11 protein-coding genes are annotated in these 10,789 nt (G+C 42.6%); 9 read left to right on the forward strand and 2 right to left on the reverse strand.

The features are described 5' to 3' along the window. Positions 1 to 298: 298 nt before the first annotated feature. Complete coding sequence (locus ACRYKC_RS08220; protein WP_433806259.1) at positions 299 to 1,567, reverse strand: NCS2 family permease; 1,269 nt, start codon at positions 1,565 to 1,567, stop codon at positions 299 to 301. Positions 1,568 to 1,792: 225 nt separating this feature from the next. On the opposite strand from ACRYKC_RS08220, the gene sdaAB reads away from it, so the two are divergent. The 9 genes from sdaAB to rnc all read left to right on the forward strand — a co-directional run bounded on the left by sdaAB (position 1,793) and on the right by rnc (position 10,115). Next, entirely contained in the window at positions 1,793 to 2,455 is a 663-nt protein-coding gene (gene sdaAB, locus ACRYKC_RS08225; RefSeq protein ID WP_433806260.1) for an L-serine ammonia-lyase, iron-sulfur-dependent subunit beta, read from the forward strand. A gap of 15 nt (positions 2,456 to 2,470) precedes the next feature. Next, positions 2,471 to 3,355, forward strand: coding sequence for an L-serine ammonia-lyase, iron-sulfur-dependent, subunit alpha (gene sdaAA / locus ACRYKC_RS08230; RefSeq protein WP_433806261.1), 885 nt, complete (start codon positions 2,471 to 2,473; stop codon positions 3,353 to 3,355). Positions 3,356 to 3,360: 5 nt separating this feature from the next. Next, positions 3,361 to 5,397, forward strand: a complete 2,037-nt coding sequence (gene recG, locus ACRYKC_RS08235; RefSeq protein ID WP_433806587.1) for an ATP-dependent DNA helicase RecG — start codon at positions 3,361 to 3,363, stop codon at positions 5,395 to 5,397. 216 nt (positions 5,398 to 5,613) lie between these two features. Continuing rightward, positions 5,614 to 6,174: a transcription factor FapR gene (gene fapR, locus ACRYKC_RS08240; protein ID WP_433806262.1), complete on the forward strand. Its 561-nt coding sequence runs from the start codon at positions 5,614 to 5,616 to the stop codon at positions 6,172 to 6,174. Positions 6,175 to 6,189: 15 nt separating this feature from the next. Beyond that, a complete protein-coding gene (gene plsX, locus ACRYKC_RS08245) occupies positions 6,190 to 7,191 on the forward strand; it encodes a phosphate acyltransferase PlsX (RefSeq protein WP_433806263.1) in 1,002 nt (333 codons plus the stop codon). Next, a complete protein-coding gene (fabD, locus tag ACRYKC_RS08250; protein WP_433806264.1) occupies positions 7,191 to 8,132 on the forward strand; it encodes an ACP S-malonyltransferase in 942 nt (313 codons plus the stop codon). Before plsX ends, fabD begins: the two co-directional genes overlap by 1 nt. Beyond that, entirely contained in the window at positions 8,132 to 8,872 is a 741-nt protein-coding gene (fabG, locus tag ACRYKC_RS08255; protein ID WP_433806265.1) for a 3-oxoacyl-[acyl-carrier-protein] reductase, read from the forward strand. The genes fabD and fabG overlap by 1 nt, the downstream gene beginning before the upstream one ends. 243 nt (positions 8,873 to 9,115) lie before the next feature. Next, complete coding sequence (gene acpP, locus ACRYKC_RS08260; protein ID WP_035546161.1) at positions 9,116 to 9,349, forward strand: acyl carrier protein; 234 nt, start codon at positions 9,116 to 9,118, stop codon at positions 9,347 to 9,349. Positions 9,350 to 9,422: 73 nt separating this feature from the next. Beyond that, entirely contained in the window at positions 9,423 to 10,115 is a 693-nt protein-coding gene (gene rnc, locus ACRYKC_RS08265) for a ribonuclease III (RefSeq protein ID WP_433806266.1), read from the forward strand. A 406-nt stretch (positions 10,116 to 10,521) separates the two neighbouring features. On the opposite strand, the gene ACRYKC_RS08270 is transcribed toward rnc, so the two are convergent. Further along, a complete protein-coding gene (locus ACRYKC_RS08270) occupies positions 10,522 to 10,749 on the reverse strand; it encodes a DUF1128 domain-containing protein (protein WP_085029973.1) in 228 nt (75 codons plus the stop codon). Between the last annotated feature and the right edge of the window lie 40 nt (positions 10,750 to 10,789).

Genomic DNA, 10,789 nt, shown 5'->3' on the forward strand with positions numbered 1-10,789 from the left:
TAAGTTTGTCGGAGCTGACCAAGCGATTCCCCACTTTACTATTATCCGGTTGCGGCTCCTAGCGACTAGCGAGACTTCCCTCGCTTCTGTACGATAAGTCAACATCGAATCGCTTCGCTCTTCGTGTTTCCTTTATCTCCTTCAGCTCAGTTGAGTTTTGAAGCCTAGACACTCGAGGCATAAGTCAATCGGTTCCGTGAAATAAACTGCACTGCACCGCTTGTCGTGTCTATCAAGGCTTCTCCACATCCTAGAAGTCCAGTCCGTACGTCGCTAACCAGTCGCCTCCACACTTAAATTAATGCCCGAGGGTTCGCATGATAAATTCAATGAGAAAGACCATGGCGATAAGGACGACAGGCGTCGATAGTTCTCTTTGTTTTCCGATGGCTAATTTCACAATCGGGTAAGCAATGAAACCGAAGGCCATCCCGTCAGCGATGGAGTAGGTGAATGGAATCATTACAATGATTAGAAAAGCCGGCATCGATTCGGACAGTTGATCGAGTGGTATCTCTCTGATGTTTTGGACCATTAGTGCGCCGACAATGATTAGTATCGGGCTAATTGCTGTGGATGGTACCATTGAGATCCATGGGATCAATAAAAGTGTACCAATGAAAAGCGCCCCCATAGTTAAAGCTGCCCTTCCGGTTTTTCCACCTGAAGCAATGACAGCTGCACTCTCTGCTGAGGAAACGGTCGGTGATGTGCCGAACAGACCACTAGTCAGGGAGGCAAAAGCTGTAGCTTGGTAAGAACGTTTGAATTTGTTTTCTTGGCCTAGCATGTTCAGTTGTCCATGAATCAATCCCATATTCTCAAAGATTAGAACGATGGCTAATGGAAATACAGCCATCCAAAATCCAAACTCGCCTATACTACTGAAGTCGGGTATGAACACCCAGGATTGTTCTTTTAAAGTAATCATCTTTCCTGGCTGACTTAAGACACCAGTGAAGTAAGCGATGATTGTTCCCGCCACCATAGTGACAAGAAAGTTCCCTGGTACATTTCTCGTAAACAAGAAAATACCGATAAACAAGGTTAACAGACTTGTAATGACCATAGCAGATGAGGGATTTCCTAAAGTAATCAGAGAGTATTCGCCTCGAACGACAAGACCGCCTTTTTCTAAACCGATTAGTGTCAGAAACAATCCTAGTCCCACCGTTATCGCATGCTTCAATGATTCTGGAATCGCATGCTTCAGCCAGTCTCCTAATCTAGTAAAAGCTGTTACTAAAAATAGGAGGGAGGCCATCAAAACAACGGCAAGCCCTTCTTGGAAATCCAGCCCTGTACCTTCTACTATAGAGTAGGCAAACAGAGCATTGACCCCCATACCTGGAATGAGAACCATAGGCGCATTGGCGTATATGGCGATGATCAAACAGCCGATGGCGCTGGCGAGAATTGTGGCAACCATACCGCTTTCAAGCGGCAAACCTGCACTCTCGAGAATTTGACTGTTAACAGCAACAATATACACTGTTGTGAAGTAACCGATTAGCCCAGCCATAAATTCTTTCTTCCAGCTTACTTGCTTTGTATGCTGATTGAGCATAACAATCTACCTCTATGAAATTATCCCTCTCCCGCCCGGTTACCATGTAACCCACAAACATCAATCTTACCCCTTTTTCCCTGAATAATCAATAATTCCAGTTTGATTTTTGTAAATATTAATCATTTCTGTTGGCAATGTGATAAAATACTTATGGGCTACCTTGAGATAGAAAGCGTTTTCTTTTTAGAATAGAGGTAGACATTTAAGGGATGGTGAAGAGAAATGAAATACAGATCTGTGTTTGATATCATCGGTCCAGTTATGATTGGACCATCCAGTTCACATACGGCAGGGGCTGCCCGTATAGGCAGAGCCGCCCGCCACCTTTTTGGACGAGAACCTAAATATGCGCATATCCATCTGTATGGATCATTCGCAAAAACATATAAAGGTCATGGTACCGATGTGGCAATCATCGGAGGCTTGCTTGACTATGAAACATTTGATGAAAGAATCGGGCAGGCGCTTGAAACGGCCCGCAAAAATGGAATGAAGGTTCGCTTTCACGAAGAAGATGCCCATACCGATCATCCGAATACCGCACGCTTAAAAATAGGCGATGACGACGGAGAATTAGAACTAGTAGGAATCTCCATCGGTGGGGGAAAAGCGGAAATTACTGAACTCAACGGGTTCGATCTTAACCTTTCGGGAAGTCATCCTGCGATTCTTCTTATCCATAACGATCGATATGGGGCTATCGCATCGGCAACGGCCATACTTGCAAAAAATGAAATCAATATTGGACGTATGGAAGTATCGCGGAAAGCCCAGGGAGAGCAGGCTTTGATGGTGATAGAAATGGACCAGAATATTGATGATACTGTGTTAAGTGAGCTTGAGCGTGCTGATCACATCATTCAAGTCGCTAAAATTTCCGAATAAGAAAGGAGCAGCACGATGTTTAGAAATGTTGCAGAACTAGTAGAACTCGCTGAAAGTCAAAATATACAAATTTCAGAAGTTATGATTCGTCAGGAGATGGAGGTTAAACAACTGACCCGTGAAGAAGTCGTAGGCCAGATGGAGAAAAACCTAGATGTCATGGAAAAAGCGATCGAAGACGGATTAAAGGGAGTTAAATCCCATAGTGGCTTAACGGGCGGGGATGCTGTTCTTATTCAAAACTACATGAAGAACCACACACCTTTATCGGGAAACTTATTGATGGACGCTGTCAGTAAAGCTGTTGCCACAAATGAAGTGAATGCTGCGATGGGAACTATTTGTGCGACGCCTACAGCTGGTAGTGCTGGTTGTGTACCTGGGACTCTTTTCGCTGTTAAGAACCAATTGAACCCAACGCGTGAACAAATGGTGCGCTACCTATTCACTTCAGGAGCGTTCGGTTTTGTTGTAGCAAATAATGCTTCCATCTCTGGAGCAGCAGGAGGATGCCAGGCTGAAGTAGGCTCAGCAGCAGGAATGGCTGCAGCTGCGATTGTTGAAATGGCTGATGGAACTCCATCCCAGTCTGCTGAAGCTATGGCCATCACCTTGAAAAATATGCTCGGCCTTATTTGCGACCCTGTAGCTGGTCTAGTTGAGGTTCCTTGTGTGAAAAGGAACGCCATGGGCGCATCCAATGCGGTAGTTGCAGCCGATATGGCACTGGCAGGAGTAAAGAGCCGAATCCCTTGTGATGAGGTCATTGATGCTATGTACAAAGTAGGTCAGCGGATGCCTTCTGCTTTTCGTGAAACGGCACAAGGCGGGCTTGCAGCTACTCCTACTGGCAGGGAGCTCGAAGCAAAAGTGTATGGAATCTCATTGAAGAAAGAGTGAATGTTGTGTTAAGCCAATCGATTAGCGAAATCAAAGGAGTCGGAGAAAAATTTGAAGAACACCTAAACGATCTCGGTCTATTTACGGTAGAGGACTTATTGTTTTATTTTCCTTTCCGCTATGACTCTTATGAAACAAAACCTTTAACCGAATTGACTCATAATGAAAAAGCTACGATTGAGGGGAAGGTTGCTTCTGAGCCTTCCCTTAGCTATTTTGGTAGAAAAAAATCGCGTTTGACGTTTACGTTGCAGGTTGAACAATTTGCTGTTAAGGCTGTGATGTTTAACAGAGCCTTTGCAAAAAAACAATTGAACCCTGGAGATACTGTCACGGTTACGGGGAAATGGGACCAGCAGCGATTGCAAATTACGGTCAGTCAATTTAAAAAAGGGGAAGCTAAGAGTCAGGAGCCCATTCAGCCTGTCTACCAGTTGAAAGAAGGAGTGGCTTTACAGCGGCTTAGGAAAATTATCAAGAGCGCTTTAGATGAGTACGGGGATAAAGTACCAGAAATTCTTTCCGAAGATTTACAGCTATCTTATAAACTCCCTGATCGAACTAGTGCAATAAGGCAGATGCACTATCCTGAAACTCGAATTCTGTTAAAGCATGCAAAGCGACGGTTTATCTATGAGGAATTTCTGCTTTTCCAATTGAAAATGCAAATTTTAAGGAAGCAGCATAGAGAAGCTACAACGGGGAACGCGCAGGATTATGATAATGATAAGCTGACAAGTTTCGTTCAATCCCTGCCTTTTGAACTTACAAAAGCGCAAAAAAGGTCGCTTGCAGAAATTCTGAAAGATATGAAAAGCCCGCACAGAATGAACCGTCTATTGCAGGGCGATGTAGGGTCTGGAAAAACAGCCGTAGCTGCGATCGCCCTATATGCATCCATTACTTCAGGTAAACAAGGGTCTCTTATGGTTCCAACGGAAATTCTGGCAGAACAGCATCATCAATCTTTAAAAGCACTGTTTGATGGGCGCGCTAAAGTTGCCTTACTGACCGGGTCGATTAAGGGTAAGCGCCGCAAAGAGATATTAGAGGACGTTCGAAAAGGTGAAATTGATATTCTGATTGGCACCCACGCGCTCATTCAGGAAGAGGTACAATTTAAGGATTTAGGATTCGTTATTGTAGACGAACAGCATCGATTTGGTGTGAATCAGCGGAGAGCTTTAAGGGATAAAGGGCTGAACCCGGATGTGTTGTTTATGACCGCGACACCTATTCCGAGGACGTTAGCGATAACTGCTTTTGGCGATATGGATGTCTCAGTCATTGATGAGATGCCTGCAGGACGAAAACCAGTAGAAACCTATTGGGTAAAAGGGCAAATGACAGAGCGTGTTTTATCCTTCATCCAAAAAGAAATCGATAAAGGACATCAAGCATATGTGATCTGTCCACTCATTGAAGAGTCAGATCAATTGGATATTCAAAATGCGGTTGACCTTTACGAACAATTGTCATCTGTTTATGAACCGAATGTTCCTGTAGGGTTAATGCATGGTCGATTACACAACGATGAAAAAGAGCAAGTAATGCAGCAATTCGCAAACAACCAACTTAAAATCCTAGTTTCTACAACAGTTGTAGAAGTAGGTGTTAACGTTCCAAATGCCACCGTAATGGTCATCTATGATGCCGAGCGGTTTGGTCTCTCGCAGCTACACCAATTAAGAGGACGTGTAGGGAGAGGGTCTGATCAAAGTTACTGTATTTTGCTTGCGGACCCGAAAGGTGATGTCGGAAAAGAAAGAATGAGAATCATGACAGAGACTAGTGATGGTTTCGAATTATCTGATCAGGATTTGAAGCTTAGAGGACCGGGTGACTTTTTTGGTAAGAAGCAAAGTGGTATGCCGGAATTCAGAGTCGGAGATATGGTTCATGATTATCGAGCTTTAGAAACAGCTAGAAAAGATGCTGCTGAGATGATTTTTAACGAATCTTTAGACCGCGATGAGAGATACAGAGCTTTGAAGGAGAAAGTTTATGAGGACGAAAGGCTATTAGGAGATGTTTTGGATTAAACAAATGGTTTGATTTGATGATTTAATGTAAAGTTCCTCCATAAGGAAATATACGTATCTAAGCTTGCCGAATCCGTATGATCATCCAATTATGGATAAAGCCTGAACAATCAAGTATTCAGTCTGTCCTTGCGAAATTTTTCTTGGTATTATATATTACTATTAGTACCTAGTCATAAAGCTCGTGCTGATGATTATACGGACGGTGAACCCACGATGAAAAAAACGAAAAAAGTAAGGCAAGAGGAACTAAAAAAAACAATTGAAGCTTCGCCTTTTATTACAGACGAAGAATTAGCCAAACGATTCGGGGTTAGTATTCAAACCATCCGCCTTGATCGGATGGAAATGTCCATACCTGAACTTAGGGAACGGATAAAGTCAGTAGCTACTCAGGAATGGAATGAAACAGTTAAAGCCTTGCCGATTGAAGAAGTAATCGGAGAGGTTGTAGACTTAGAACTTGATGAACGGGCAATTTCCATTTTAGATATTAAGCCAGAACATGTTTTCTCGCGAAATAATATTGCTCGGGGTCATCATTTGTTTGCACAAGCCAATTCCCTTGCTGTTGCGGTCATCAACGATGAACTTGCATTAACAGCCCGTTCCAGTATCCAATTTTCGAGACAAGTGAAACTTGGAGAGCGTGTTGTTGCTAAAGCAGTAGTCAAAGGAAAAGACGAACGTGGGCAAACAATTGTGCAAGTGCAAAGTTTTGTTGAGAACGAAGAAGTTTTTTCTGGAACGTTTCATATGTACCGTTCCAATCAGTAGAAGGAGTTGTAAGAGATGAGGCTTGCCATAGATGCTATGGGTGGGGATAACGCTCCTGAAGCAATCGTCAAAGGCGCAGTGAAAGCTGCTGAAACGATCAACAATCTTGAAATTACCCTTGTTGGGGATGAGGATAAGATTAACCCACTATTAAGCGGTCAAAAAAATATCACAGTTCTACATACAACAGAAATGATAACTTCAGAGGATGAGCCGGTAAGAGCAGTACGGAGGAAGAAAAATTCATCTATGGTACTGACGGCTAACGAGGTAAAAGAAGGACGTGCGGATGGCTGTATTTCAGCCGGAAATACCGGAGCTTTAATGAGTGCCGGATTGTTTGTAGTCGGCCGTATGAATGGAGTTGACAGGCCTGCTCTAAGTCCTACGCTGCCTACTCAGGATGGGAAAGGTTTTTTAATGTTAGATGTTGGGGCGAACGTAGATGCCAAGCCTGAACATTTACTGCAATATGGTGTGATTGGATCGATTTACGCAGAAAATGTCCGTAACATTTCCCGTCCTCGAGTAGGATTATTAAATGTGGGCACCGAAGATGGTAAGGGAAGTGATTTAACTAAAAAAGCTTTTCAGTTATTGAACAATGCACCGATCCATTTCGTCGGAAATGTAGAAGCCCGCGACTTACTAGATGGAGTTGCAGATGTCGTTGTAACGGACGGGTTTACAGGAAATGTAGCATTAAAAACAATTGAAGGAACAGCCATGACGATGTTTTCCATGATGAAAAAAACGTTCATGAGCAATTTCAAAACAAAAATCGCAGCTGGTTTAGCTAAAAATGATTTAAGAAAATTAAAAGACCAGCTTGATTATTCTGAATATGGGGGAGCCGGTTTATTCGGGTTGGCTTCTCCCGTAATTAAAGCGCACGGATCCTCAAATGAACGGGCCGTGTTCAACGCGATTCGTCAGGCATGTCAAATGATTGAATTGAATGTGACTTCAACGATTTCAAATACATTGCAAGATATGCAGCAGAAGGAGGAAAAATAATGAAACGAACTGCTTTTGTTTTTCCAGGACAAGGATCACAAGAAGTAGGAATGGGTAAAGAAATGTATGAGGCTTATCCTTCTGTAAAAAAATTATTTGATGAAGCAGATGAAGCTCTCGGTTATTCTTTGACTACATTGATGTTTGAAGGGCCTGCAGAAGAGTTGACTAAGACAGAAAATGCACAGCCGGCTCTTTTACTGAATAGCGTGGCCATCAATCAAGTATTGAAAGAACAGGGTGTTGCACCAAGTATGACTGCTGGGCACAGCCTCGGAGAATACAGTGCTCTTGTAGCTTCAGGGTCTCTCGATCCACTAGATGCAGTTAAACTCGTTCACTTAAGAGGCAAGTTAATGGAAGAGGCTTACCCTACAGGCAAAGGAACTATGGCAGCTGTTCTAGGATTAAGTCAGGAAAATATTGAAGATGTAATTAAGGAGTTCGATGGGGAGTTGGCCGTAGATCTGGCAAACATTAACTGCCCTGGTCAGATTGTCATCTCAGGAACAAAGCAAGGTGTAGAAGAAGCATCAAATAAATTAAATGAAGCGGGAGCAAAACGTGTAATTCCCCTTAATGTCAGTGGTCCTTTTCATTCACGCTTAATGAAGCCTGCGAGTGATGATTTTTCTGACCATTTATCCAAAACAGAAGTACGTGATGCGGAGGTACCTGTCTATGCTAATGTAACAGCCTCTCCGGTTACAGAAGCTGAAACTATTGAGAAACTGCTAGTTGAACAGCTGTATTCTCCAGTTCGTTTTCAGCAGATCTTAGAAGCCTTTGTAGAAGAGGGTGTTGAGGCAATCGTCGAAGTTGGTCATGGCAAGGTGCTTAGCGGACTTGTCCGAAAAGTGAAGCGTAGAATGAAAACATTCAACGTACAGAATCCAGAAACTTTAGAAGATTTCATTCAGTGGTATAAGGAGGATTCGTAATGTTACAAGATCAAGTAGCCCTTGTTACAGGGGCATCCCGTGGAATCGGCCGTTCTATCGCAATTGAGCTGGCTTCAAAGGGAGCAAAAGTTGCTGTCAACTACGCGGGGAGCGAGGACCGTGCTGAGGCAGTCGTGCAAGAGATCCGAGAGGCAGGCGGCGTTGCTATGAAAATTCAGGCGGACGTAGCTAATGAAGAGGACGTAAAACGTATGATAAAAACGGTCGTGGATGAGTTCAGCCGTTTAGATATTCTTGTCAACAACGCTGGAATTACTAAAGATAATCTTCTTATGCGAATGAAGGAAGAAGAGTTTGATGCGGTAATTAATACGAACTTGAAAGGTGTCTTTATGTGCACTAAAGGCGTAACACGTCAAATGATGAAACAGAAATACGGACGTATTGTAAATGTTGCTTCTATCGTGGGTGTCACTGGTAACCCGGGCCAAGCAAACTATGTAGCAGCAAAAGCAGGGGTCATTGGGTTGACGAAGTCAAACGCAAAAGAGCTTGCTTCAAGAAATATTCAAGTAAACGCTGTGGCGCCTGGATACATCACTACGGATATGACAGATGCACTTACAGACGAACAACGCGAGCAGATGCTGTCATTAATCCCGCTTAAGCGACTGGGAGAAGCGCAAGACGTTGCTAGGGTCGTTCGATTTCTAGCGTCTGAAGATGCCAACTACATGACAGGTCAGACACTTCATGTCGACGGCGGCATGGTGATGTAATTATAAGTGTTGAATCGTCCAGATAGATTAGACATGCTTAAACAAATTACCTTAGTGAAGTGTGCTTTTTCACAGTGGTGGAGTGTTTATTTCTGGGCGGTGAAAACAGATTGTAAATACGAAAGCGATGTACAAGATTTCTGTTAACTAGATATAGGAAGTAAGAAAAATTCCTATTTTTAAGGGGCTCTTGCGCTTTTAATAAAACTTTTACTATAATTACTGAAGGGAGGTGAAGTTCCAATGGCAGAAACATTCGATAAAGTAAAACAGATCATCGTTGATCGATTAGACGTTGATGAATCTAAAGTAACAATGGAAGCTTCCTTCAAAGAAGATTTAGAAGCAGACTCTTTAGACGTAGTAGAGCTTGTAATGGAGCTGGAAGATGAGTTTGATATGGAAATCTCTGATGAAGAAGCTGAAAAAATCAATACAGTAGGCGACGCTGTGAATTACATAAACAGCGTATCGTAATACTTCAATAGCTGCCTGCATCTTGCAGGCAGCCTTTCCTATTTTAAATTTGCAGTAAAGGACAAGGTGAATTATGGGTGATTTTTCCAGTTTTCAGAACAATATAAATATCCAGTTCAATGATGTTTCGTTACTGGAACAAGCTTTCACACATTCATCTTATGTGAATGAGCATCGTAAAACCGACCGTGAAGATAATGAACGACTGGAGTTTTTGGGAGATGCGGTATTAGAGTTAGGCGTATCCCAATACTTGTATCGAGAGTTTCCTGAGATGGCAGAGGGAGAATTGACAAAGTTCCGGGCATCAATCGTATGTGAAGTGTCCCTTGTGCAATTTGCTAATGAGTTAAATTTTCAGGAACTAATCCTTTTAGGAAAAGGGGAGGAGATGACTGGAGGAAGGAACCGTCCAGCACTTCTCGCAGATGTATTTGAAGCCTTTATAGGGGCTCTATACCTCGATCAGGGATTTGAGACAGTCGTCCAGTTTTTAAGGTCTTATGTGTATCCTAAAGTTAAAAAAGGTGCTTTTTCTCATGCGATGGATTTTAAGAGTCAATTGCAAGAGTTCATTCAACGAGACAAAAACAGTAAAATTGAATACGAAATTGTTGAAGAAAGAGGGCCAGCCCACAGTAGAGAGTTTATTGCTCACGTGAGGATTCAGGGAGAAACTGGGGGAATCGGTATCGGTAGAACGAAGAAAGAAGCTGAACAGAAGGCTGCTCAACAAGCTTTGGAAAACCATGGTGCAATTTCCTAAATGAGATCGCTCAGACCACTAAAAAAGGTTTTGGGCGATCTTTTTCTCTGTATAAGCATCCTTATCCAAAAGACTAAGTTTCGAGACTTTTAATGTGATTGATGGTGGATGGGAAAACGTTTCGCTTTCCGTGGGCATGTGCTGAGCCTCCTCAAACTTCGTTTTCCGGGGTCTCATCTAGCATGTTCATCCCACAGGAGTCTCGAAGTTATCCCATCCACCATACGTTATGAAGAGGCTCGAAACGGTCTCTTATGGAATAAGAAATGTAAAAGGTGGGATGTTGTAATTCAACATTCTCATACTGCTAGATTATTGAATAAGCCCTAGTGCTTCAAAACAATTGTCAGTTTGATGGAATGAAAAAACCTTCAAGACTTGTAGCCTTGAAGGTTTGGAGAAGATCTTAAGAATCTTTTCTGTACTGACCCAGCTCTTGAACAAAAGCCTGAATTTCAGAAACACTTAGCTGGCCTTTCATTTGAATGATATCATGTAACGACTTGATCTCCTCATATTTAGCCAAGTCATAATCTTCTGGATCCATGATAGAGCGATTCACGACTTGAAGCTTTTCAGCCATATCATGAATGATCGTTTCAAGGTTTTCTTGCGTAGGTTGTTCTAAACTCAACGTATATCCTCCTCAGCAAATCCTGTTTTTTGCGCTAGTA

Source organism: Halobacillus sp. A1-3 (assembly GCF_050971765.1).
Lineage (GTDB): Bacteria > Bacillota > Bacilli > Bacillales > Halobacillaceae > Halobacillus > Halobacillus mangrovi_B.

Bases quoted from the DNA above. Each gene is read 5' to 3' on its own strand.
- ACRYKC_RS08220 (WP_433806259.1), bottom strand. From the start codon at position 1,567: ATGCTCAATCAGCATACAAAGCAAGTAAGCTGGAAGAAAGAATTTATG.
- sdaAB (WP_433806260.1), top strand. From the start codon at position 1,793: ATGAAATACAGATCTGTGTTTGATATCATCGGTCCAGTTATGATTGGA.
- sdaAA (WP_433806261.1), top strand. From the start codon at position 2,471: ATGTTTAGAAATGTTGCAGAACTAGTAGAACTCGCTGAAAGTCAAAAT.
- fapR (WP_433806262.1), top strand. From the start codon at position 5,614: ATGAAAAAAACGAAAAAAGTAAGGCAAGAGGAACTAAAAAAAACAATT.
- plsX (WP_433806263.1), top strand. From the start codon at position 6,190: ATGAGGCTTGCCATAGATGCTATGGGTGGGGATAACGCTCCTGAAGCA.
- fabD (WP_433806264.1), top strand. From the start codon at position 7,191: ATGAAACGAACTGCTTTTGTTTTTCCAGGACAAGGATCACAAGAAGTA.
- fabG (WP_433806265.1), top strand. From the start codon at position 8,132: ATGTTACAAGATCAAGTAGCCCTTGTTACAGGGGCATCCCGTGGAATC.
- acpP (WP_035546161.1), top strand. From the start codon at position 9,116: ATGGCAGAAACATTCGATAAAGTAAAACAGATCATCGTTGATCGATTA.
- rnc (WP_433806266.1), top strand. From the start codon at position 9,423: ATGGGTGATTTTTCCAGTTTTCAGAACAATATAAATATCCAGTTCAAT.